This window comes from Christensenella minuta (assembly GCF_003628755.1).
GTDB lineage: Bacteria > Bacillota > Clostridia > Christensenellales > Christensenellaceae > Christensenella > Christensenella minuta.
The window spans coordinates 638029-660841 of sequence record NZ_CP029256.1 but is presented as its reverse complement, the minus strand read 5'-3'; the positions used below and the strand labels follow the sequence as shown (position 1 = coordinate 660841).

The following is a 22813-nucleotide window of genomic DNA, read 5'->3' as shown; positions in this document are numbered from 1 at the left end:
AAGTGCGGTACATTTATTTTATATATGATATTGTTTCATTTCCTCTACTATTTCCACCGGCCTGAACACTTCTGCCGCCTCGCTCAGAAGCATTTCCTCTTCATAAGAGGGATTGATATGCGTAAGCAGCAAACGCCCCACGCCGGCCCTCCGGGCCGTAAAGGCCGCCTCGCGAACATACATATGCGGAAGCGCTCCTGTATTTTCCTCGGCAGATAAAAAGCCGCTGTCGCACAAAAAAGTGACCGCTCCGCTGCAAAAATCCGTTAGATGGTCGGTATACCGGGAATCGCCTGAAAATACGAAGCTGTCTTGTCCTTCCCGAAACTTAACCGCGTAACATTCTACAGGATGGATCGTTCTGCAGAACGAAAGCTTGACGTTTGTTTCCGGTATTGTAAAGTCCAGCGACTCCGAAATCTCCATTGCCTCGAAACATGGACAGGCGTGCAGTATCCCATATTCCTTTTCCGGCGTATGCGGAAGCAAAACAGGAAGCAACTTATCCTTCAGCGCATACCGCAAAACAAACATATCGCTGCAGTGGTCGGAGTGCAGATGGGTCAACACAATAAGATCAAGATCGTCGAGCGCACAAAATTGCTGCAATCGGGAAAGGCTTCCGCTGCCCGCATCGAGCAGCACCCTTTTCCCTCCGCATTCTATCAAATAAGAGGTAGTCGCGCCTCCCCGCCTGGGATAAGGACCATATTTCCCGAGTATCGTAAGTTTCATGCCGCCATCCTCAAATTCAATTTCGTCCTCATCATCACCATCGGGTGATAGAGTACGATTGCAAGCACCGCGCCGCATCCCGCCTGAATCAGGTTTGGGATCAGGGTAAGCAGCGCCCCTCCGAAACCCACTAAGAATATTTCATAACCAAAATATCCGAATGCCATAACCAGTGCTGCAGCCACGCACGCCGCGGCATATTGCTTTAAGGCATTACTTTTTTTCGTGATAAACCCGACAAGGAGCGCCATGCAGGCTTTGATAATAACTGTCGCCGGAATATATACCGTGGAACCAACGGTGAGGTCGGCAAGGCCGCTTCCAATTGCAGCGGCCCCCGCCGCATACGGTCCTCCCAAAATAAAGGCGGAGCAATAAATAATCACATCTCCAAGATTGAAATAGGCGCCTTTCACAGCAGGTATCTGAATTACCAGCAATATGGTCACTACGTAAACCAGCGCTGCCGTAACCGCCGTTGTCGTGAGTCGTCTTGTCTTTACATCCATTATCCGTTCTCCATATTATTCGTCCTTGATGATTCCTGGATTTTTAAGCAGCGGATCGGCCACATTGATGATTCCGCCTCCAAGGCTTTCCACGCGCTCTCCGTCAAGCAGGAACTGGACCCGTTTGATATTCTCAATATTCGTCAGCGTATTGACAATAGAATAAATCATCATCGATTCATCTTTCCTGCTGATCCCCTTCAACTTATCGGAAATCGAGGCTTTAAAGTCAACCACCGCCGTATCCTCTGCAAGATAGACGTCGTTGACATCGTCCATTGATATCCCCGACAAAAAGGCGGGACTCACATCCTTATCATCCAAGCCCGCCGGGCCGCGCATCAGCTCTGCGAGTATTTCTTCCGGATAACCCGCCGTTTCCTGCGCTACCATGCGCTCCACACTCATAAACAGTGTATATGTGGAATTTGGAAAGTATAGAAGAATATTGTTCCCCAGTAATTCGTCGCTCATCGATTGAGTATAGACGACCGGCTCCGCCTGTGGACTGCCGTTCACATATATTTCTATCCCGTTTATATCCGGCATAAACCCAATGATCGTTTTTGCCAGCGCCAGAGCAGCGATTTTTTCCCCGTCGTTGAATTGCTGCGTGATCGCCACAGGCGCCTTGTTAAAATTAAGGCGTACGACGGCCTGTCCATCTTCAAGGGTGACAATCTCCGTCCCAAGCAGCTCGGCTATGGTTTTATCGATCACAGGCATATGCTGATAGGTGTTCTCCGGCCCGCGCATCATTGCTTGTACAACAGCACTGACCATTTCTTCCGGGTCATTCGTTTCAAACTGGAAGCTCCTTGCCTCCGGCACTAAAAACTGCTCTGTCCGGTCCAGAAAATAGAGCATGATGTCCATAGACGGCTTTTCCATGCGGGCCCGCTGCTCGATCTTCGTCTGTTCTTCCTGAAGAGTCCCCTTCGGTTTTTGCAGCACGCCGATAGGCCGGCTTTCATACCCCGACTGAACGCCGTTAACAAAAATATTGATATAGGACACGCCCGAGAAATCTACGAGAGTCGATACCACTGCGAGCTCCATAATCGTAATCTCTTCGTCCGTTTTTTCGGAATCGGTGTTTAAAAACACATTAATCAAATTCGGGAGTATTTCAATTCCTTCATAAGAAAATCCGTTCGCAACCGGTCCGTAATTTTCCGTCGACGGCCCTTCCAAAATCGCTTCAATAATCCTTTTTTCAGCACGCTCGTTCTGTCCTACCGTCAGCTTTCGCGTTTCCGCCGCAAGCGTCAGTTCCGATTTTGATTTATCCAAAAAATAAAGGGCAGGATTAATAATAATGCTGGGGTCCAAATTGACTTCCTGCATTACCATATCTGCTTCCGCATAATTGTTTTGTTGGTTCGTATCCTCCCTCACGACGGAGCAGCCCGAAAGCAACAGCGCTCCCGCAAGTAGGATGGCCAATAACCGTTTCATATATCACCTACGACAAAAAATTCCGTTTGAATGTGGTATACGTCATTTTCCACACATCATTTTCCAGGATCAGGCGGAGCGGGACGTTGGAAACCGTCTTTGCATCCCCATCACGCAGCTTTAAGACATAGCTGGCCATTACCACCTCGGTGAGGTCGTCCGCGCTTTGTATCTCATCCCCGATTTCAACATCCGAAATGACAAGCTTGGCCGCTGTGATTTCGCTCTTGAAATCTTCAAGTGAAGGTTTGTCTTCCCCGTAAAGATTTTTAAAAGAAATGTAGCGGTACAGCATATTCCAATCCTTATTTTCAATGCAGCTCATGATCTCGCGCAAAGTATTCCGCCCGTTCAGGTCGAGGTCTCCTTTGCGTTCCAGCGCCTCCGTGGTTCCTTCCCCGTCCAGGCCCGCCTCCTCTAGCGTCAGCGGCCGTCCCGTACCCGTGCCGTCGTCGTCGATGTAAATCTGCACCCGCGAAAAATTTCCCTGCTCCACAATCGTATTTACGATAGAATAGGCGGCCAGCATTTTCCTCGTTTTTTCGTATGCCTCGTTTTCTGTCCCGTCAGCCGAGGTATCCTCCGGCGGCGTTAAAAAGTCCTGGCTGAGCGTTACGGAAAGAAATGTGCCGTCCTGCGTGACATTTACCACTTTGGTATTGGGATTAATCAGCTGGGTTAAATCGGTACGCGCAGTCGAAGGCCCTTTTATCAGTTCCGCAATAATGGAAGCCTCGGAATTTTCATTAATAGGAACGGAAAACACACGGACTTCACCAATCAGGAGAGCCTCCTGCATATACCCAAAATATAAACGGGCTGTTTCCTTGTCTTTGCTGACCGCTTCCGGAAGCGGATTGATTTGAATCGCCGCTTCCTCCGAAGGCACAGCGGACGGCGCCTCGCTCTGCTGCGTGCAGGCCGCAATCCCCAAAAAAGAGAGGCAGCATAATGCGATACAAACAAGTTTTTTCCATTGCTTCATAATATGTCCTCCGTATGCTGGACCAGCGGAACCACAAGCGTGAACACAGAGCCTTTGCCTTCCTGGCTTTCCACGTCTACGCGTCCGCCATGCATCAGGGCGATCCGGCGCACAATATGAAGGCCGAGGCCCGTTCCTCCGGTTTCGCGGGAACGCGCCTTATCCACCCGGTAAAAACGTTCAAAGATATGCTCCAAATGTTCGGGGCTCATCCCGACTCCATTGTCTTCAATACGTACGGCTCCCTCGCCGCCATGATGCTTTGTCGTCACAAACACATGACCGCCGTCGCCTGTATATTTAATTGCATTTTCAATCAGATTATTGATTGCCTGCCGTAATTTCAGCGGATCGCATTCCAGTTCGAAATCGTCGCTGAGGTCTGTCCTGACTCTGATATTGCGCTCCCGTGCAATCGGTTCAAGCGCATTGACACATTTATTTACAATAGAAGAAATCCGTACCTTTTCAAGATTGATTGTCACGATGTCGCTGTCCATCTTGGAGAGCAGAAGGAGATCCGTAATCAGGCTGTTCATCCGGTCTATTTCTCCGTTGATATCACCCAGAAATTCCTTATACACTTCTTCCGGCACATTGTCCTGATACAGCATCGATTCCACCAGTATTTTCATAGAGGCAAGCGGAGTTTTCAGTTCATGGGAAGCATCCGATACGAATTCGCTCCTCTGCTGGTCCATATTCTGAATCCGGCCGCACATCATATCAAAAGTCTGCGCCAACTCGGCGACCTCGCCCTTTCCGCGGATATTCGCCCGTTGAGAAAGATCTCCGTTGGAAATCTTTATCGCAACGTCGGTCAGTTTTTTAATCGGTTTGGTAATCAGATTCGTTGTAAAAAGGCTGATGATAATAATAATTCCGCAGGCGAGCAAGAATATGGCAAGCGTACGCTCCTGCAGCATACCGGTCGCATTGACCACATCCTGAATGCTGGAAGAATAAAGCACGGCTCCTATAATCTGGCCATTGTGGACAATAGAAGACGTGCAATAAACGGCCCAGAAATCCCCGCTGGGATCACTGATGGAATGAAATCCATAGGAAGATGAATTCCGGCCATACAAAATATCGTTTACCTCCCGGTCTGACAACTTAACCCCGTTCAGATCGGAAAAACTGTCAACAACAACAATCCCGGAACTGTTCAGCACCAGAAAACGGCCGCCGGAATCATTCCCATTATTGACCACGATGTCATATATCGTACCCGCATCATCATCCGAAAGATACGGCGCTACCTGAACCGCAGTGCTGTTGGCCGCCTTTGTCAGCGCTGAAACACGCTGGTTGACCAGATAATCTTCTACCAGCGATGAAACCGCAACAGACACCAGCCCAAATACGATTCCTACAAGGATCAGGTAGATGACGGCAAATTGCCATCTAATAGAGTATAGCAGCTTATTTGTTCGTAAAATAATAGCCAACTCCCCATTTTGTCAAAATATATTCCGGCTTTGCCGGGTTTTGTTCGATCTTTTCACGCAGGCGGCGGATATGTACGTCCACAGTACGCAAATCTCCCTGATGTTTCCAGACGAGCTCCAAAAGTGTATTCCGGTCGAATACCTTGCCCCTGTTCGTAATAAAAAGATTCAGCAGGTCAAACTCTTTGGCAGTAAGGTTGACATCCTCGTCTTTAATCTCAACGCTGCGGTTAATCAGGTTCACCTTCATATCTTTCACCTGGATCGTCTGCGTATCCGCCACCGTTTTTTGCGCACCCGCACGGCGGAGGATTGTCTTAATACGCGCTTTCAGTTCAAGCATATTGAACGGTTTTGTCATGTAATCGTCCGCGCCGAATTCCAAGCCCATAATCTTGTCCATGTCTTCCCCTTTGGCGGTCAGCATGATAATAGGCACCTCCGAAACGCTGCGGATCTTCTGGCATACTTCCATTCCGTCAATTTTGGGTAGCATCAAATCCAGAAGGATAAGATCATGCTTTTCCGGATCAAAAATATTGAGTGCTTCTTCCCCGTCATAAGCAACGTCGATCACATAGCCTTCCTGCTGCTCCAGATTAAAACGCAGTCCTTTCACCAGAGTAGGTTCGTCATCCACGATCAAAATATTTTTTGCCATAATGAATGCTCCTTATTAAGACATTAATTTATTATAGCATACCCGTTATGATTTTGTAACATTTTCTTATAGAAAAAGGCGGTAAATGCCGCTTTTTCAATGGTTTATTCTACCTCCCCCGCTTCATCCGCGCCTGCCGCCGGAAAATCAACCGGCATCCTCCGCATCTCCTCCCATGAGCGAAACGACATCCAGCGCCTTTTTAAAAAACGCGCCGCGCGCAAGACTGCCGCGCCGGAGTTCCGTAAAAATTCCCCCGTCCCTCAGAAACAGGATACGGCTGCAGTAGCTTGCCGCAGCCGCATCGTGCGTTACCATCAGGAGCGTAGTGCGGAACCGTTTGTTCATATCGGAAAAGCTTTCAAGCATCCTGCGCGCCGCACGGGAATCGAGCGCGCCTGTCGGTTCATCCGCAAGCACTAACGCGGGCTGTGTCACAATTGCCCGTGCAGCCGCTACGCGTTGCTTCTGGCCCCCGGATAATTCCCCCGGATATTTACCCAGGATGCCGCTGATTTCAAGTGCATCCGCCACCTGCGCTACGAGAACACGAAGCTCTTGATAGGGCACTCCATTGATCGTAAGCGCAAGCGATATATTTTCATAAGCGGTCAGCGAATCGATCAGGCTGAATTCCTGAAAAACGAATCCCAGCTGTTCCCGCCGAAACCGCGCGATATCCCCCGGTTTTATCTGTGTCACGTCGGTCCCATCGATATAGATGTGCCCGGTTGTCACGGTATCAATTGCGGAGATACAATTAAGCAAAGTCGTCTTCCCGCTGCCGGACGGTCCCATAATACCTACAAACTCACCACTGTCCACACAGAAGCTGAGTCCGTTAAGGGCTTTTGTGACATTCCTGCTGCTTCCGTATATTTTCTCTATGTCTTTCACCCAAAGCAAATGTCCCATTGTCTTTACCTTATACTTTTTTATAGTCAGGAATGATTTCTAGCGCTTCAGTTTCGCTCATCCCCGCATTGACCAGAAAGAAGGCGCTCACCAGGACCATAACCGCATAAAACATTTTTTTCACTTTCATCACTCCTTTTCTTTATTTGATGCCTTAATTATAGGCCACACTTCTTAACGGCGGGCGCCTAAAATTCTTACGATATTCTTACAATCTTCCAGTCCTAATAACTTCCGTTATTTCTTGCGTCTTACGCAAAAAAGAGGCTTCCCAGCCTCTTTTTTTGTATTCCTGACCGGGGAACGATATCCTGTTCCCAGTTCTTAATATCCTCTCGCCGCGTCCGCGTTTTTATATAGCGTTTAATTGGCCGTCCGCACAGCTCATATTCCTGCTGTGTGCCAAAGCACCTTTACACTATGATAAGCTCACGTATTTTTCTCGTTTTTATTGCTTTTCGCGGATAATCTTTTTGCTGCTGAAATAAGTTGCCGCAAAATAAATTCCGTAAATCACCGCAATGATTGTAAGGCCCCAAAATACATCCTGATAGACGTTTTCATACCACATCATATTAATCATACTCATCAGGCCTTGTATTCCGAAAACCGCATGGACTGCCGCTACAGCAAGCGGGATCAGAAAATAAATTGCGATCTGTTTCAACAACGACCTGTTGATCATTTTCTCTTCCGTGCCAAGCTTCCTGAGCGTCGCATAGCGCTTCTTGTTGTCATTTGCCGCGGAAAGCTGCTGCAAGGCCAGGATGACTGCCGCCGTCACAAGGAAAGTGATGCCAAGGTATATCCCCACAAACGAAATCGTCACGCGCAGGCCAATACTGGAATCCTGCGACCTCAGCGCCGACGTAAAGTTGCTGAATGGACGTTCCTGGTCCGGGTTCGCTCTCCGCAGCTCCGCCTGTTTATTGACCAAGGCCTGATCTGTCTCTTCCTTGGGCGCATTGTCTACATAGACCCCGTCGACTGTTACTTCCTTCAGTTCAAAATTAACAACGTCCGCATCCGGATAAATGAAGATCATCGGCGCGATGGCTGCGGAGCCCATGATCCTCGTATTTGCCATTCGAATACGATCCGGTGTGAGCGCATATTCTTTTCCGTTCGAATTGATTTTGTGACCGTCGTTTACATATTGTTCAAGGCTTTCCGCCATCATCTCGTTATAGGTTACTGCGCCGATTTCGTTTTCGCCAATCTGAATTTCCGGTTCGCCGATCAAACGAGGGAAGCTATTAAACTGCGAAACGGGAATTGCGCCCGCAAGGGCCTTCACGTCCATATTGTTCGACATTTCATTCGCCTGCGCAATGTCGAGATATTCGGCAAAATCCGTCAGCATATCCACATCGCTGTCGTAGCGCGCGTATTCCGCCGTTTCCTTGAAAAACTCGCCTACGGGAATTCCATAAGCTTCAAGCGCCGCGACCCCGCTTCCAGCGCTTTCAGCGGCTGACGGCTCCATGAAATATTCCGCATCAAATCGAAGGTCGCGCACAGCTTCCTTATTTACCGCGGCAGATACGCCTGAGCTCGCACCGAGCGTCACGATCGTCACAAACAGCATCAGACAAATAAGCGCCATTGATGTATGCGTCGAATTGATTTTGCTTGTAAGCTGCCTTGTTACAAACAGATTAAGTCCTTTGTAATATTTCTTTTTGTTTCGTGAAGCAATCTTGTATACAAAGCCGGAAAGTCCCGCAAACAGCAAGAACGTGCCTGGAATACCGAACAACATCACAAACGGAAGATACATAATCAGCATTCCTTTGATAATCAGGTAGTATGCAATGAGAATCAAGACGATCCCCGCAACCGTCATCAGGATGGAGACCCATGTCTTTTTTCCGATAACTCTTTCGTTTTCCGCATCCGAATGCAGCAATTTGATTACCTTTTGCTTGGATATCCTTATCGCGTTGAAAATCATCACGCACAGGAACATCACCCCAAAATAAATAATGGATTGGATCGCCGCCTTCGGTGAAAAAACAAAAACATATTCCTTGAGCTGCACTTCAAACATTTTCGCCGTAATAAGCGACATCCCCTGGGAGAACAGAATTCCCAAAAGAAGGCCTACCACGAGTGCAATCACGCCCACAAGCAAGGTCTCCATCATCAGGATATCCGCCACGCGGCCCTTTCCCATCCCAAGCATAAGATAAATGCCCAGTTCTTTATTCCGGCGCTTGATTAGGAAATTATTGGCATATAGGATCAGGATCGCAAGTGCAACGGCAACGAACGTCGAAAAAACCTTAATGCTCTCCAACATTACCTGCGCCGAGGACGCCTTGTTTTCGTTGAGGTCCATAATCGCCTGCTGCGCGTCGAGTGAGTTAAACGCATAAAAAAACATTACCGCAAACATCAGCGTGATAAAGTAGACCGTATAGTCGCTGATGCTCTTGCGGACATTTCGGAAGGCTAATTTACACAGCATCGGCTACGTCACCTCCCAAAAGGGACACCACTTCAATAATTTTACTGAAGAAATCTTTCCGGCTGTCCATACCCCGCACAAGCTCGGTAAATATCTTTCCGTCTCGCAGGAACAGGATGCGGCTGCAGTAGCTTGCCGCAAACGCATCATGCGTCACCATGAGGAGCGTCGCCCCCAGTTTTTTATTCATATCTACAAAGTTTTCAAGCAGCATACGGGACGATTTCGAGTCGAGCGCGCCCGTCGGTTCATCCGCGAGGATCATGGACGGGTTTGTGATGATCGCCCTTGCTGCCGCAACGCGCTGTTTCTGTCCTCCGGACATTTCGCAGGGATATTTATAAAGCACGTCGTTTATTTCAAGCGTTTTGGCGATATTCTTGATACGTTCCTTGATCTGTCCGTACCCAACGCCGCATATCGTAAGCGCAAGCGCGATATTTTCGTAGCCCGACAGCGTGTCCAGCAGGTTAAAATCCTGGAAAATAAACCCGAGCTGCTTCCGCCGGAATTCCGCAAGCCGTCCTGCCTTCAGCATAGTAATATCCGTATCGTTTACCGCAATGTGGCCGCTCGTTACCATATCGATGGTAGAGATGCAATTTAAAAGCGTTGTTTTCCCGCTTCCGGAAGGACCCATGATCCCGAGGAATTCGCCTTTGCCCACATCGAAGTTGACATCGTCCAACGCTTTTGTAAGGTTACCTTTTCCTCCGTATATTTTTTCTACATTTCTGACCTTTAGCAGCGTTTCCATTTTTACCTCCCAATAGATGCTCATTTCAAAGCCCCTGACTGCATAAATAGATTCGATCAGGATGCTTTGCGCATCCTTCTGTGGTTTTATTATATACAGGCCAGTGAAAAGCACCTATCGTTTCGCCTTACGCCTCCCTTACAGTTTTGTAAGAAAAAAAGCCAAGCGCCGCTTTGGATTATTGCATTTTAAGCATCGAACTTTCCGGAAAAACAATAGTCGCCGTTGTCCCTTCTCCATATTCGGATGAGATTTTAAATCCATGTCCCAGCTTTTCGCATAGCCTTGCGCACAGATAAAGCCCCATCCCGGTCGATTTCTCCTGCTGTCTTCCGTTGGTGCCGGTAAATCCCTTTTCGCACACTCTGCCAAGTTCTTCCTCAAGGATGCCAATCCCGTTATCCGAGATATTGAGAAGGACAGCATTGCTATCTTTGCGGGCGGTGATCCATATTTTCGCGTCGCTCTTATCGCAATACTTCACCGCATTCCCAACGATTTGGTTCAGGACAAATTCGATCCACTTAGCGTCGGTATTGACACAGATATCGAGATTTTCCGTTTCAAGGCGGATTCTGCGCTCGATCAACATCTTTGCATTCCTGCGTGCCACGGCATATACGATATCCTTCAAATTGGTTTTACGTATCATATAATCTTTTTCGACCGCACTGCTCCGCGCATAAAAAAGCACTTGCTCCACAAGGTTTTCAAGTGCATCAATATCCTCCGCGAGCCCTTTCGCGGCCGGTATCTCTTTATGGTTTTCCAGCACCAGCCGCGAAGACGCGATTGGCGTTTTGATCTCATGAATCCACATTTCAATATACCCGCGATATTCCTCCTGTGCCTTACTGTATTTCTTTATCTCTTCGAGCATCGCTTTATTTGCAATATGGAGGGAATCGTAAAGAATCATCCCCTCCCGGAAGCCCGGCCTCTCCATAATCTCAGCAATCAAGTTTTTCTGTTCAAGTTCATCCAGCAATAACAGAAAACCATTATAGAACCTTTTTCTCCGGTGGTAATCGACGAGCAGCGGAATGATAAGGCAGGCAGCAATAACTGTCCCGAAAAACACAATAATCATCGATCCAACGGCAAGCAGGTAAAACAAAAGCGCCGCCGATGCAAGAATCAGCAGATCGAATAACAGAAACAGTATTTTATCCTTCAGATAGTCAATCAGCTTCATTTCAGCAAATACCCCTGTCCCCTTTTCGTTTCGATCACATCCGCAAGGCCGGCGTCTTCCATCTTCCGGCGCAGCCGGTTTACATTCACATTCAAAGTGTTTTCATCCACAAACATATCGCTGCTCCACAAGTCGTTCATCAATTCCTCGCGGGAAACTATGTTTCCCGCCTGCCGGGCCAGCGTATTCAAAATACGCAGTTCATTCTTCGTCAATTCGATTTCCCGCCCGTCATATTCTAGCAGGCTTTTGGAAAGATTCAGTACAAATCTGCCACAGTCAAGTTTATCCACCGTATGGTAGGCCCTTTTTAACACAGAATTAATGCGCGCGAGAAGAATCTGTGTGTTATAAGGCTTGGTAATAAAATCGTCTGCGCCCAGATTCATACTCATCAGCTCATCCATTTCCGTATTCCGGCTCGTTACAATGATAACAGGCATGGTGGATTGCTTGCGTATCTCACGGCAGATAGAATATCCGTCGACCACCGGCAGGTTGATATCAAGCAAAAGCAAATCCGCTTTTTCCTTAAGGATCGCGGATACTACATCGCTCTCAAACTCCTCGACCGAGCACACGGAATATCCGTATTTTTGCAGGAAGGAGGTTAGCTCTTCCCGTATCTTCTGATTGTCTTCCACAATACATATTTTCATTGAAATCATCCTTTCTTTCCACTTCATTATAAAAGAAGCCCGTAGCCTATTCAATGCGCTTTCCCGGTCTTAAAAAAATCTTAAGCATTATAGAACCAAAAAAGACAGCCGGCGGCCGTCTTTCCTTGCTTCTGCTTATTTTGTATCTTCCGGAAGCCTGAACCAAAAAACGCTTCCTTTTCCCAGTTCGCTTTCCACGCCATATTCCGCATGGTGCAGTTCAAGCACTCCCTTTACGATGGAGAGTCCAAGTCCCGTCCCAACAGAAACGCGTTTGTGTGTTTTATCCACCTTATAATAACGATCCCAGATATACTCAAGCTGACTTTTGGCGATCCCTTCACCGTTATCCTCGACGGAAACGGTAACTATCCCATTTTCGGCCCGCTGCCGCACAATAATCCTTTTAATTTCACCCGAATAATTGATGGCGTTATTAATCAGGTTGCATAGCGCTTGTCCAATCTTTACTTCATCCCCCAACACATATGCATCCCGTTCGCATATGAAACTGATATGATAGCCTTCCTGCTCCATCAGCTTAATATAACGCGCAACAATATTGCTAATCGACTCCGTCAGGTTGAAACGCTCCATGTTCAGTTCCTGCGTTCCTGCCTGGAGCTTGGAAATATCCATCGCATCGTTTACAAGGGTCGTCAGCCGTTTCGCTTCATCAATGATAATCTGAATATTCTTCGGCGAATTTTCCCCGGGAATATCCCTCATAACTTCCGAATAGCCAATAATCATCGTAAGCGGAGTGCGGAGGTCGTGAGAAATATTGGCCAAGAGTTCGCGTCGGAGTTTTTCCACCTTCGAAAGCTCACGCGAGGCGTAATTCAGCGTATCCGCAAGTTCGGCAATCTCCCGGTATCCCCCATCATCAAAATGTACGTCGTACTCGGCTCGCGCAAGTTTTTTGGCTCCCTTATTGATCTTTACAATCGGCCGCGATATCCACTTAGAAATCACAAACGCGAGGAACAAAGCGCAGCCAAGCAGAATAATCGTAATATAAACAAGCTGAACGCGCAGGGTATCTACCGTGGCGTCTACAGGCGTAATCCGCGAGGTAAGCACCAACAAAATGGGCGTTCCATCTTCCGGGGTCACGATCTGTGAATAAATGAGCGTCTCAAACCCGCTCATGCCGCGCGGCGGTATATTATTACCATTGAACAGCTGTTCATTATAGTCAGGATTTTCAAATTTTTCCATCCTCAATATCTCGATCTTGCTTCCGCCGCTTTCCTGCGTCTTCCGTGCAACTACCGCCAATTCACTCTGGGGAAGGTTCGGCATAGTATCCGTGCTATAGATCGCATTTCCCTCCATATCCGCAACTTCGACGCGCACGTCAAAACGGTCGCCAATCTGGTCGATCAGCGTTTCTACGTTCTCATTATCGATGTTTTGCGAAATGGTCTGCGCTGTTTTCTGGATTTCGTTTTTTTTAATCGCCTGATAAAAATCATTCAGGAATACAATCTGGAATAACCATAACAGTACGATCATTGCAACCGCAAAAATCAGTATATAGAAAAAGATTTTCCATTTTACACTCATCGTATCAGGCTTCAAACCGGTAACCCACTCCCCTAAGCGTCACAATATAATCGCGATACTCCTTCAAGGCGCTGCGCAGCAGCTTGATATGCGTATCAAGCGTCCTGTCGTCGCCATAAAAGTCATAGCCCCACACCTCGGTAATCAGCTTCTCCCGCGTGAGCGCGATCCCCTTATTCCTGGCGAGATAGTATAAAAGCTCATACCCCTTGGGCGACAGCTCCGCCTTCTCCCCGTCCACATATACGAGCATCGCCGAAGTATCGATGACAAGGCCGCCAAACGTTATTTTTTCATTTTCCGCACCGCCCCTGCTCGAGCGCTGCAGGATTGCGTTCACGCGCATCATCAATTCTTTGGGTGAGAAAGGTTTGACCACATAATCGTCGATTCCCAGCTCAAAACCATGGATCCGGTCATACTCCTCTCCGCGCGCGGAAAGCATCAGCATGGGGATATCCTTGATTTCCCGGATTTTACTGCATGCGGAAAATCCGTCGAGCTCAGGCATCATAATATCCATGATAATAAAATCATAATCATGGTTACGGCACATAGCAACCGCCTCCATCCCATCCTTTGCCTCCTCGACTTCGTATCCTTCAAATTCCGCATATTTACGGATCAGGGCGCGAATATTTTCTTCATCGTCTACAACCAGAATCTTATACATATATTTCACCACCGCATGTTTACTTTTTACCATTCTATCCGCATAATGTGAACATCGCGTGACAGGAAGCTGTTTTGTATCAAAAAACGGCCCTGAACAGGGCCGTTTTCAGCATTACAATTAAGCTTTCCCGATATCGTGCAGAAACTTGTGGTAATTCTTTTCAAACGTTTCATCGCTGCTCGGTTGGTAGGTCTTGATCCCGCACGAGGCTGCGCAAACCTGCCGCGCTTCCTTCAGGCCTTTCAGTATTCCCCGCCCGATCCATTGGGTAAGGATATTTCCAATCCCCGTAGCGTCCGCCGGACCGGCCTTTACTGGCTTATGCAGGTAATTCGCCGTAAGCTGGTCGAGGAACGTATTCTGGCTTCCGCCGCCAATGATATGCAGACATGGGAACTTCTTTCCCGTCAGGTATTCGATGTTGTCGATCACATAACGGTATTTGCATGCAAGGCTTTGCGTCACAATCCGTACGATCTCAAAATCGTTTTGAGGCGCATACCCATGTTCCCGCGCCATTTGCGCGACAACCTCCGGCATATTGGCAGGCTCGAAAAGCCTGCTGTCATCCGGATCAATAAACACTGTATCGCATGTAGTAACCTTGCTTGCCTCTTCCGCAAGCCCTGCAAAGTCGTAATCCTTTCCCTGCAGGTTCCACATACGCACACATTCCTGAATGATCCACAGCCCCATCACATTACAGATATAACGGTTTCGCCGCATAACCCCGCCTTCGTTTCCGAAGCCAAGTTTCATGCTTTCCTCCGTCATGATATTATTTCTCAGTTCTGCACCCACAAGGGACCACGTGCCGCTCGAAATAAAGATGAACTCTTCATCATCCTCCGCCGGTGCTGCCACCACCGCCGAAGCCGTATCGTGGGAACCGACCGCATAAATTTCTGCGGAAGGCACCTGGAGCTCATCCGTCACATCCTTTGCTATTTCACCGACCTTATCTCCCGCATATACTATCGGCATAAAGATTTCCCTTGGCAGGCCATAGGCCTTGAGGATATCCTCATCCCATTTGTTTTCTACGAGATTATAGAGGTTCGATACGCTCGCAATCGTATATTCCGAATATTTCTTTGCACCCAGCAGGTGCGAAAGATAGTCCGGTATGAAGATCAGTTCCTTTGCGATCCCGAGGATATCCGGATCCTGTTCCTTTTCTGCAAGCAAATGATAACTCGTCTCAAAACGCTGAAACTGCTGCCCCGTCCGCTTGTATACCTCATATTGCGGCATCATCTCAAACGAGCGTTCTATCCAGCCAAAGGTGCGGCTGTCACGGTAATTGCGCGGCGTACCGATCATTGTTCCATGTTCGGAAATTAAGGCATAATCGTTGCACCATGAATCGATTGCAATCGATGTGATCTGCCCGCTGAACTCGCGCTGGGCCAGCGCATAGCCCATTTTGATTTCATCAAAAATGCGCAGAAAATCCCAATATGCCCTGCCCTGTGCAAGTACGATCTTGTTTTTGAATTTGTGTACCGGGTGGATCTCTGCTTTTCCATCCTTAAGCTCGCCCACGAAAAGCTTGCCACCGGACGCGCCAAGATCAACCGCTAACGCCAAGCCTTCCTTTTTCATTCGTGTAAATTCTCCTGCGCCGCATATACCGCCGGTTTAAAGATGTTCGCCATCGCATCATATTCCACACGCTCTACGATGCTGTAGGCTTTATTAAGCGTAGGTGCCGCCGCGACGATGCCGTGCTGCGGCAGTATCCCTTCGAGCCCCATTTTCTGTGCGCGCTCACGATTGTTCATAAAATACTCGTTAGTACGGATCGCAAGCTCCTCGGAATAGGCCCACGCCTGATGGATCACGCCGCAGTCTCCCATTTTCATGGTCGCTTCCGTCACGGACGGAATCGGCTGGCTGAACGCCGCAAAACACATGGAAAACTGCGGATGCGCATGGATCACCGCGCCAAACTCCGGAAAATTTTTAAGCAGCATCGTGTGCATCTTGCTTTCACGCGAAAGCTTGTCCGGCCCCTCAATAATGTTGCAGTCATAGTCGATAATCATCAGGTCTTCCGGGTTCAGGCGGCACCTATGATGCTCCGACATCATAGTAGGTGTAATCAATACGCGGTTTTCCGCCACACGCTCGGAAAGATTCCCGCCTGCTGCATTCGTAAGCTTGCGGTCATACAAGAACCGAATGATTTCCAGCATTTCCAATCTTCTATCCATATAAGATAATTCTGCCATTTTAATTGCCTCCCAGCATAAACTTTATATTTCCGGCATCGCCGGATTTTAACTTTTTAGCGGATGACTTCGATTTTAACGTCTTTCATCCATTCTTTTGCTTTTTCAATATCAAAGCCAACCGTTTTATTGCTTGCCGCACAAGTTGCGGAAAGCGCAGTCGCATATGCAAGCATATCCATGACCGGCATCGGATTGCACTCGAGACCGTAGATAAGCCCGGTCAGAAGGGCATCCCCGCATCCCGCCGTGTTGCCCACCTGCACTTTAAGGCCATAGCCACGGTAGATTTTTCCTTCGTACCGGAATACCCAGCCGTCCCCTCCCATGGAGACCATCACCACCGGAATATCCGGAATTTCATCAAGCGCGCCGACCACATCGTCCGCATTTTTAAGTTCGCGGCCCACAAGCTCGGACAGTTCTTCAAGATTAGGCTTAATCAGCTGAGGATGATATTTAAGTCCTTCCTTCATAAATGCACCCGAGCTGTCAAGATACAATTTCAGGTCCATTTTCTTCGCGATCTCAAGAAGCTTCTTCTGAACGTCCTTATCCTCCACATTGGAGGCATCCCCCGCGATAATCAGCGTATCCCCTTTCTGCATCTGGGACTCCATCAACGCCAACAGTTTTCCCGTAATCTCCTGCGTCAGGACCTCTCCTTTTCCTCCAAGAAACGTGCAGTTCCTGTCTTTATCAACCACCAGATAATTTGTGCGCGTCTCCGGCGTTTCATACCAAAGGTAGTGTGTATCCGACCCCGATTCCTTCAGGACATCAATCACTTCCTGCCCACAGCTTCCAAAGGAAACACCGAACGTACGGTTCGGAACGCCAAGAAGTGAAAAATTATACGCCAAATGCGTCCCTTTCCCGCCTAGGCATTTTTCTTTTTTCTGGATTCGGTTCATGCAGTTTTCCTGAAAGGATTCGATGTAGAGAATTTCATCCATCGCTGGATTTAAAGTAACTGTATTAATCATACGATTCTCCCTCTGATTTTGAAATTTATACCTCATTTATTATAATACGGAAGCGGGTTTGCGTCAAATTTTGAAGGGCCAAAAACACCATAAAATCAATGTGGTTTTTTGTCCGTTTCGTTCTGGAAATATAAATTTTTTTTGAAAAAATATTTTCATTTTTTACCTGCTTTCTATTGAAACTGCAGAAACGATTTATTATAATAAAATTAGATGTATCACATTATCTCGAATGGAGTCTTTTCATGAAACAGTATATTATTGCATATGATTTTGGAACCGGCGGCATCAAAGCGTCTTTGTATACCGCCGAGGGTCTTTCCCTCGCCTCGTCCTTCGAACCTTACGATACGGTCTACCCGCACGTCGGCTGGCATGAGCAGCGGCCCAGCGATTGGTGGCAGTCCATTTGTATAAGCACGCAGCGCCTGCTTGAAAAATCTGGAGCTGACAAAAATAAAATTGAAGGACTTGCGATTTCGGGCCATAGCCTCGGCGTCGTTCCGGTCGACAAAAACGGGGAACTCCTGCGCGAAACAGCGCCGATTTGGTCGGATACGCGGGCGCAAAAGGAGTCAGATGAGTTTTTTGCATCGCACAGCAAGGATGATTGGTATATGATGACCGGAAACGGCTTTCCCAGCCATCTGTATTCGGCTTTCAAGCTGATGTGGTACCGCAAAAACGAACCGGAGATGTTTGCCAGGATTGCAACGGTACTGGGAACGAAGGATTATATCAATTATCTTCTGACCGGAAAAATGTATACCGATCATTCTTACGCTTCGGGCATTGGCTTTTATGACCTGAAGAAGGGGCAATACGACGAAGCTTATATGAAGGAAATGGGACTTCCCGCCGATATTTTCCCGGAGATCATCCCATCCACCGAGATTATCGGTACTTTGACGAACGAGGCTGCGGAAGAAATCGGCCTTCCCGTAGATGTCAAGGTAGCGTGCGGAGGCGTAGACAACTCGTGCATGGCGCTTGGCGGCCGCTGCATTGCGGACGGACGCGCCTACGTGTCTCTTGGTTCCTCGGCATGGAACGTGGTATCCAGCTATGAGCCGATCCTTGACACCAAGCTCTCTCCTTTTGTGTTCGCGCACTGTATCCCCGGTTTATTTGTTTCGGCAACCTCTATTTTCTCGGCCGGTTCTTCTTTCCAATGGGTCCGCAATCAGCTTTGCAAGGATATCATGCAGAATGCCGGCGACAGGGATCCTTACATATTGATGAACGAACTCGCCGCACAGTCGCCTATTGGTTCCCATAAGCTGCTTTTCAATCCGAGTCTTGCGGGTGGCACGGGAGCGGATCTCACACCCAATATTCGCGGCGCCTATGTAGGTCTTGATCTCAAACATACGCAGGCGGATTTGATCCGTTCCGCAATGGAAGGCATTTCCCTTGCCCTGCGTATCGCGCTTGACTATATGAAGACTATGACTGCGCTTCAGGACGAAATACTGTTCGTTGGCGGCGGAGCCAACAGCCCGTTGTGGCTGCAGATGTTTGCCAATATCTACGGCATGGATGTTATCAAAACAAATGTCGGCCAGGAAGCCGGCTCTCTCGGCGCGGCAGCGATCGCGGCAGTCGGCTGTGGAATGTGGAACGATTTCTCACCGATTGATCGAATCCATAAAATCGAAAGCGTGAGCCATGTCGATCCTGTGGCGCAGGCCGAATATAATAAGATTCTTGAAGTTTACAAGGAAGCGGCCGATTATCTGGCTAAAATCGGCGATAAATTGTATGCGCTTGATATTGAGGAATAAGAAAAAGGGGAATACTTTTTCATGATATCCCCTGCCAAAACGCACAAAAAGACGCACCGGGAAAGGATAACGGAGTGTAAGGATTACCTCTTTCCCATGTGCGTCTTTTTACATTTCCTGTTTCCTATTTGATTTCGGAAACCTCAACACGCCGTTTTTCTTCACTTGAGAGTGCCGCCGCTTCAAGCGTACGGATAATCTTTTCCCCATCGTGGAAATTCGGCTCGATCGTTTCATTTTTCTCGACAGCTTTGAGGAAGTCTGCCATCGCATGTACAAACGTATTCTCATAACCGATTACATGGCCGGCAGCCCACCACGCGCCCGCATACGGATGCGTCATGTTAGTAACGAGAATCGTCTTATAGCCCTGTTCGTCGGCCGGATCGTCGAGATTTAGATATTGAAGCTCGTTCATACGTTCAAAATTGAACGTAAGCGCGCCCTTGCTGCCATAAACTTCAAACGTATTGTAATTTTTACGGCCTGCCGCAAATCTCGAAGACTCAAAGGAGCCCAGCGCGCCGTTTTCAAATTCGGCGATCATGAAGCTCGCATCCTCTACCTCTACCTTGCCCTTTTCACTGTTTACTTCGCCACCTGCGGAGAACGTTGCCGCACGCTGGCCCGGAAGCGGCCGCTCTTCGATAAACGTCTTATTCACAGCCGTAACTGCCTTTACTTCACCAATCAGATATCTGGCAAGGTCAATCGCGTGAGAACTCAGATCAAACAGCGGACCTCCGCCCGCGAGATCCTTCTTGAAATGCCAAGTCAGCGGGAAATTCGGGTCCATGACCCAATCCTGCAAATATACACCTCTCCAGTGATAGATCGTACCCAGTTTACCCTCTTCGATCATCTGCTTTGCAAATGCAACCGCCGGGACCCTGCGGTAGTTATGGTTTAAATAATTTACTACACCGGCCTTGTCCGCTGCTTCCGCCATTTCCCTAGTCTGGTCGTATGTAACCGCACAGGGTTTCTCGCAGAAAATGTGCTTTCCCGCTTTGGCAGCGGCAACTGCCATATCCTTGTGGATGTAGGTAGGTGTCACGATGTCTACGATATCAATATCGTCGCGGTTAATCACTTCTTCCCAATTAGTGGAAATCTCTTCCCATCCCCACTTTTCAGCAAACTCCCTCGTCAGCTCTTCATCCGTTCCAAAGTTTACTTTGAGTACGGGTTCGTAATCGACATCAAAAAACTTATTGACGAGCGTCCACGCATAGCTGTGGGCTTTTCCCATAAAACCACTGCCCATCAGGGCAATATTCAATTTTTTCTTCATAGCAAATCTCCTTTGTTTATTTCAGTGAATCGCCAATTTTGCGAAGATTCTTTACGCTGATGCCAACTGCTTCATCCTCAAAGCCAGCCCAGTCACTGTGCGGATGGTCGATCTCAACGGCAAGGAATCCCTTATAGCCGTTCTTGTGGAGGATTTCGGCCAGTTTCTGGTTGTCAATGAGGCCCATTCCTACCGGTACACCAGCAAAGAAGAACCAATCGGTGGGGTTTGCGGAAGGCTCAATCTTCAGGTCCTTGATGTGTGTGGCAAATACGTAGGGAGCCAATTTTTCCATCCCCGCAATTGGATCGTCAAGCAGGCGCAGGAAATTCCCAGTATCAAAATTCACGCCAAAATTCGGAGAATCAACCCCTTCAAGAATCTGATAAATTTCATCTGCCGTGAAGTCGATATGATTTTCAACGGCCATTCTCACACCATTGTCTTCCGCGATTTTGACTGCTTCTTTAAATTGTTTAATCAGCGCTTTCACCTGTGGACCGTGGTCTTCATGCCGGAACATCAGGCTCGATCCGGTTACGCGCATCGTATCCGCGCCGATCATCCTCGTGCAGGGAATCAATTTTTTCATATCCTCAAAGGCCTGCGGATTTCCGCCTCTTTCAAGTCCGTCCGGATGTCCCCATGCAAATACCCGGTCAAAGCCATATTCGTCAAGCTGGCCTTTCAGGTCAGCAAGATAGGCTTCATCGAAACTTGGGAAGAAGCACGATTCCAGCGAAACGCCGTCTACATCAAGCTCTTTCGCCCGGCACAGGAAATCTTCCATCGTCATATTTTTTTTAGGTGCTTCCTGATCGTCATATACCTCGCCAAAAAATCTATGGTAGCAATAACTGTCAATACCTATTTTCATCTTCTAGTCCTCCCTTTCCTGAGCTTAATAATTATTATAGAACTGTCGGCTCCAAGCCGAATACCTTTGCCATTTGAAGCAGCTGGACCTTCCAGTCGCCGGACATCACAATAGCATGGTGCGAGCTTAATCCCTCCATTACCTTGTGACCGTCATTATAGCGGATCAGGGCACCATTGCGGCAATCGCTGCCCGGATACTGCACATAGTCTTCAATCTCAGCCTCAATAATAACAATATGCTTCATATCCGCCGTGACTTTTGCCAACGTTGCGGGCCCTTTCGGCAATTCGCAATCCACTACAACAGCGTTGTCATCTACGATTTCAAGCGCCTTCGGCCGGAGAATCCACCGCGAGCAGAACTGTCGTGCCACGAGTCCGAAATATCCGCAGTGCACTACGAGTGCATGGTTGTCCGGATCCTCAATGTCCGGAAATTTATCGATTTTCTCATGCGCAAGAGCAGCCATCCCAACGAGGAACGGATAGACATTACTCATCATAAACGGTGCTTTCAGCGACTGGTAGATCATATAATTGGAAAGTAGCGTAAGCGTATCTCCCTCGCAAGCAAATATGATGCCGTCCCGTTCAAACAGCATATTCCATGCGAGGCACGGAGTGCTGTCGGAATAGAAACTTTCGTTCAGGCAATTGCAGCCGATACCAACTACATTGCCTTCTTTTTCGCATTCCGCTTTAGCGGCAATATATAGCTTTACTGCCGAAAGAAAAGACTTTTCTGTAAGGTCTTCGGCTTTGTTGATATCCCAGTCGGCACTTATCTTGCGCGCTTCGTCATCAGATATAGCCTTCGCATCCTCCGCAAGTTTTCTCCAGCTCTTATGAATCAACTTCATGCCGAAGGCGTTTGCCATTGTCTGAGTCGCTTCATCCTCCCACCAGTAAAAACGCTTGAAGATATAGGCCTGCATACCTTCGCCCGGCGTATCCTGAAACATCAGGAATTTTACGCCTTGCTTAAGCTGCACCTTGGCCGCAATTGCACGAATGACAACCTTGGCCAGTTCAATGTTGTAGGGTGAAAAGACATTCATACCTTTTTCGCGGAGATAGTATACAATCTCCCAGTCCCACATTTCCACCGTACCAAACTTCGATGTCAGAACGATCATCGGCAAATCGTACTTTTTAAGGCTTTCACTCTCCTTGAATGCCGCACCGATCAACTGCGGAAATACAACCGCATCCGCCGCTTCCGGCAGGGCGTTTCCTACACAAACCGGTTCAAGAAATTCAGCAACATCACCGTACATTTCTTTCAGCCTGTCAAGTTGCTCTTTAAACTCTCCCCGTTCCCTCTCATTTGCCGCATCAAAATAAAGCGGCACCAGACGTGCTTTCATCATAACAGGTTAACCTCCCTCATTTTTTCTCGATCGAGAAACCATTTCAAACTTATCATAACACTCTCTTATTATAGCACCAAATGATAGAAGCATCTACCTCAAACAACAAAATTCGATAATAATTTCGCACTAAAAAGCTAGTAAAAAATAACATCCAACACTAATATATCTTTATTGTAACACAAAACGAAAATAAATCAATGGATTTACTAAAAAAAGCCACCGT

At 47.9% G+C, this 22813-nt stretch carries 20 protein-coding genes; 1 reads left to right on the top strand and 19 read right to left on the bottom strand.

The features are described from left to right. Nucleotides 1-18: 18 nt before the first annotated feature. From B1H56_RS03185 to B1H56_RS03110, 16 genes are all read right to left on the bottom strand, one after another. On the bottom strand, nucleotides 19-735 hold the full coding sequence (locus B1H56_RS03185) for an MBL fold metallo-hydrolase (protein ID WP_066519104.1): 717 nt from the start codon (nucleotides 733-735) through the stop codon (nucleotides 19-21). Beyond that, complete coding sequence (locus B1H56_RS03180) at nucleotides 732-1244, bottom strand: ECF transporter S component (protein ID WP_066519106.1); 513 nt, start codon at nucleotides 1242-1244, stop codon at nucleotides 732-734. Before B1H56_RS03180 ends, B1H56_RS03185 begins: the two co-directional genes overlap by 4 nt. A 15-nt stretch (nucleotides 1245-1259) precedes the next feature. Next, nucleotides 1260-2702, bottom strand: coding sequence for a GerMN domain-containing protein (locus tag B1H56_RS03175; RefSeq protein WP_066519108.1), 1443 nt, complete (start codon nucleotides 2700-2702; stop codon nucleotides 1260-1262). Between the two features lie 7 nt (nucleotides 2703-2709). Beyond that, a complete protein-coding gene (locus tag B1H56_RS03170; protein WP_066519111.1) occupies nucleotides 2710-3687 on the bottom strand; it encodes a GerMN domain-containing protein in 978 nt (325 codons plus the stop codon). Then, a complete protein-coding gene (locus B1H56_RS03165; RefSeq protein WP_147554682.1) occupies nucleotides 3684-5138 on the bottom strand; it encodes a sensor histidine kinase in 1455 nt (484 codons plus the stop codon). The genes B1H56_RS03170 and B1H56_RS03165 overlap by 4 nt, the downstream gene beginning before the upstream one ends. Further along, entirely contained in the window at nucleotides 5113-5799 is a 687-nt protein-coding gene (locus B1H56_RS03160; RefSeq protein ID WP_066519116.1) for a response regulator transcription factor, read from the bottom strand. Before B1H56_RS03160 ends, B1H56_RS03165 begins: the two co-directional genes overlap by 26 nt. A 147-nt stretch (nucleotides 5800-5946) precedes the next feature. Then, nucleotides 5947-6714, bottom strand: coding sequence for an ABC transporter ATP-binding protein (locus tag B1H56_RS03155; RefSeq protein WP_066519118.1), 768 nt, complete (start codon nucleotides 6712-6714; stop codon nucleotides 5947-5949). 448 nt (nucleotides 6715-7162) lie between these two features. Further along, nucleotides 7163-9184: an FtsX-like permease family protein gene (locus B1H56_RS03150; RefSeq protein WP_066519120.1), complete on the bottom strand. Its 2022-nt coding sequence runs from the start codon at nucleotides 9182-9184 to the stop codon at nucleotides 7163-7165. Continuing rightward, nucleotides 9174-9941, bottom strand: a complete 768-nt coding sequence (locus B1H56_RS03145; protein WP_066519328.1) for an ABC transporter ATP-binding protein — start codon at nucleotides 9939-9941, stop codon at nucleotides 9174-9176. Before B1H56_RS03145 ends, B1H56_RS03150 begins: the two co-directional genes overlap by 11 nt. A gap of 178 nt (nucleotides 9942-10119) precedes the next feature. Beyond that, nucleotides 10120-11136, bottom strand: a complete 1017-nt coding sequence (locus tag B1H56_RS03140) for a sensor histidine kinase (protein ID WP_066519123.1) — start codon at nucleotides 11134-11136, stop codon at nucleotides 10120-10122. Then, nucleotides 11133-11804: a response regulator transcription factor gene (locus B1H56_RS03135; protein WP_066519126.1), complete on the bottom strand. Its 672-nt coding sequence runs from the start codon at nucleotides 11802-11804 to the stop codon at nucleotides 11133-11135. Before B1H56_RS03135 ends, B1H56_RS03140 begins: the two co-directional genes overlap by 4 nt. Nucleotides 11805-11930: 126 nt before the next feature. Then, nucleotides 11931-13313 carry a sensor histidine kinase gene (locus B1H56_RS03130; protein ID WP_242862154.1) on the bottom strand — a complete coding sequence of 461 codons (1383 nt, stop codon included), beginning with the start codon at nucleotides 13311-13313 and terminating at the stop codon, nucleotides 11931-11933. A 55-nt stretch (nucleotides 13314-13368) separates the two neighbouring features. Beyond that, nucleotides 13369-14037 (bottom strand): response regulator transcription factor, encoded by a 669-nt coding sequence (locus B1H56_RS03125; protein ID WP_066519331.1) that lies wholly within the window; start codon nucleotides 14035-14037, stop codon nucleotides 13369-13371. 120 nt (nucleotides 14038-14157) lie between these two features. After that, nucleotides 14158-15645, bottom strand: coding sequence for a rhamnulokinase (locus B1H56_RS03120; protein WP_066519131.1), 1488 nt, complete (start codon nucleotides 15643-15645; stop codon nucleotides 14158-14160). Continuing rightward, entirely contained in the window at nucleotides 15642-16274 is a 633-nt protein-coding gene (locus tag B1H56_RS03115; RefSeq protein WP_066519134.1) for a class II aldolase/adducin family protein, read from the bottom strand. The genes B1H56_RS03120 and B1H56_RS03115 overlap by 4 nt, the downstream gene beginning before the upstream one ends. A gap of 56 nt (nucleotides 16275-16330) precedes the next feature. Next, a complete protein-coding gene (locus B1H56_RS03110) occupies nucleotides 16331-17260 on the bottom strand; it encodes a 1-phosphofructokinase family hexose kinase (protein ID WP_066519137.1) in 930 nt (309 codons plus the stop codon). Between the two features lie 245 nt (nucleotides 17261-17505). On the opposite strand from B1H56_RS03110, the gene B1H56_RS03105 reads away from it, so the two are divergent. After that, a complete protein-coding gene (locus B1H56_RS03105; protein ID WP_066519146.1) occupies nucleotides 17506-19044 on the top strand; it encodes a xylulokinase in 1539 nt (512 codons plus the stop codon). 124 nt (nucleotides 19045-19168) lie between these two features. Here B1H56_RS03105 and B1H56_RS03100 read toward each other — a convergent pair whose 3' ends face one another. From B1H56_RS03100 to B1H56_RS03090, 3 genes are read right to left on the bottom strand one after another with little or no spacing between them, the layout of a single operon-like run. Further along, nucleotides 19169-20338: a Gfo/Idh/MocA family protein gene (locus tag B1H56_RS03100; RefSeq protein ID WP_066519148.1), complete on the bottom strand. Its 1170-nt coding sequence runs from the start codon at nucleotides 20336-20338 to the stop codon at nucleotides 19169-19171. Between the two features lie 16 nt (nucleotides 20339-20354). After that, complete coding sequence (locus B1H56_RS03095) at nucleotides 20355-21215, bottom strand: sugar phosphate isomerase/epimerase family protein (protein ID WP_066519150.1); 861 nt, start codon at nucleotides 21213-21215, stop codon at nucleotides 20355-20357. Between the two features lie 34 nt (nucleotides 21216-21249). Continuing rightward, complete coding sequence (locus B1H56_RS03090; RefSeq protein WP_242862037.1) at nucleotides 21250-22587, bottom strand: hypothetical protein; 1338 nt, start codon at nucleotides 22585-22587, stop codon at nucleotides 21250-21252. Nucleotides 22588-22813 lie beyond the last annotated feature (226 nt).

Bases quoted from the DNA above. Each gene is read 5' to 3' on its own strand.
- B1H56_RS03185 (WP_066519104.1), bottom strand. From the start codon at position 735: ATGAAACTTACGATACTCGGGAAATATGGTCCTTATCCCAGGCGGGGA.
- B1H56_RS03180 (WP_066519106.1), bottom strand. From the start codon at position 1,244: ATGGATGTAAAGACAAGACGACTCACGACAACGGCGGTTACGGCAGCG.
- B1H56_RS03175 (WP_066519108.1), bottom strand. From the start codon at position 2,702: ATGAAACGGTTATTGGCCATCCTACTTGCGGGAGCGCTGTTGCTTTCG.
- B1H56_RS03170 (WP_066519111.1), bottom strand. From the start codon at position 3,687: ATGAAGCAATGGAAAAAACTTGTTTGTATCGCATTATGCTGCCTCTCT.
- B1H56_RS03160 (WP_066519116.1), bottom strand. From the start codon at position 5,799: ATGGCAAAAAATATTTTGATCGTGGATGACGAACCTACTCTGGTGAAA.
- B1H56_RS03155 (WP_066519118.1), bottom strand. From the start codon at position 6,714: ATGGGACATTTGCTTTGGGTGAAAGACATAGAGAAAATATACGGAAGC.
- B1H56_RS03150 (WP_066519120.1), bottom strand. From the start codon at position 9,184: ATGCTGTGTAAATTAGCCTTCCGAAATGTCCGCAAGAGCATCAGCGAC.
- B1H56_RS03145 (WP_066519328.1), bottom strand. From the start codon at position 9,941: ATGGAAACGCTGCTAAAGGTCAGAAATGTAGAAAAAATATACGGAGGA.
- B1H56_RS03140 (WP_066519123.1), bottom strand. From the start codon at position 11,136: ATGAAGCTGATTGACTATCTGAAGGATAAAATACTGTTTCTGTTATTC.
- B1H56_RS03135 (WP_066519126.1), bottom strand. From the start codon at position 11,804: ATGATTTCAATGAAAATATGTATTGTGGAAGACAATCAGAAGATACGG.
- B1H56_RS03130 (WP_242862154.1), bottom strand. From the start codon at position 13,313: ATGATCGTACTGTTATGGTTATTCCAGATTGTATTCCTGAATGATTTT.
- B1H56_RS03125 (WP_066519331.1), bottom strand. From the start codon at position 14,037: ATGTATAAGATTCTGGTTGTAGACGATGAAGAAAATATTCGCGCCCTG.
- B1H56_RS03120 (WP_066519131.1), bottom strand. From the start codon at position 15,645: ATGAAAAAGGAAGGCTTGGCGTTAGCGGTTGATCTTGGCGCGTCCGGT.
- B1H56_RS03115 (WP_066519134.1), bottom strand. From the start codon at position 16,274: ATGGCAGAATTATCTTATATGGATAGAAGATTGGAAATGCTGGAAATC.
- B1H56_RS03110 (WP_066519137.1), bottom strand. From the start codon at position 17,260: ATGATTAATACAGTTACTTTAAATCCAGCGATGGATGAAATTCTCTAC.
- B1H56_RS03105 (WP_066519146.1), top strand. From the start codon at position 17,506: ATGAAACAGTATATTATTGCATATGATTTTGGAACCGGCGGCATCAAA.
- B1H56_RS03100 (WP_066519148.1), bottom strand. From the start codon at position 20,338: ATGAAGAAAAAATTGAATATTGCCCTGATGGGCAGTGGTTTTATGGGA.
- B1H56_RS03095 (WP_066519150.1), bottom strand. From the start codon at position 21,215: ATGAAAATAGGTATTGACAGTTATTGCTACCATAGATTTTTTGGCGAG.
- B1H56_RS03090 (WP_242862037.1), bottom strand. From the start codon at position 22,587: ATGATGAAAGCACGTCTGGTGCCGCTTTATTTTGATGCGGCAAATGAG.